The sequence below is a fragment of the Bradyrhizobium sp. 21 genome (assembly GCF_023073335.1).
GTDB lineage: Bacteria > Pseudomonadota > Alphaproteobacteria > Rhizobiales > Xanthobacteraceae > Bradyrhizobium.
The window spans coordinates 1-556 of the sequence record NZ_JADPJG010000018.1; the positions used below are offsets into that span (position 1 = coordinate 1).

Consider the following 556-nt stretch of genomic DNA (forward strand, 5'->3'; position numbering starts at 1 on the left):
TGTCGGTTGGCGTGAACGACTACTACGACAGCCGCTTGCACTTAGCCTACGCCGTGCCCGACGCGTTGGCTTTAGCTGAGGGCTTTCGCCAGGCTGGCGCTGGACTTTACGCTGATGTCCAGGTCACTAACGTCTTGGATAGTGATGTTAACGTTGCCAATCTCGACAAGGTGTTCAGCGAACTCGGTGCAAAGGTGCAGCCACGAGACGTTTTTCTGTTCTTCCTGGCCGGCCACGGCAAGACCAAGAACGGCCGCTACTACTTCCTACCGCGCGACTTCCGCTATGAAGACGAGACCTCGATAGAGAAGTCAGGCATTGATCAGGGCAAGTTTCAGGCCTGGTTCGCCAAGATCCCGGCGCGCAAGAGCATCTTGCTCTACGACACCTGCGAGAGCGGCTCGCTCACGGGCAACGTTCGAGGTAGCGACATTGACGAGCGTCTCGGAGCCCTCAACCGCATGGCGAGAGCGACGGGCAGGACTTTTCTCACCGCAACGACGGATGATGCTCCGGCTCTTGAGGGTTACCACGGCCATGGCGTGTTCACCTACGC

The 556-nt window shown here is 58.5% G+C and carries 1 protein-coding gene; it reads left to right on the forward strand.

The window, feature by feature from the left end:
* Positions 1-11: 11 nt before the first annotated feature.
* Positions 12-556, forward strand: a 545-nt coding sequence (locus IVB31_RS19020; RefSeq protein WP_247325073.1) for a caspase family protein, incomplete at its 3' end; no start/stop codon positions are given.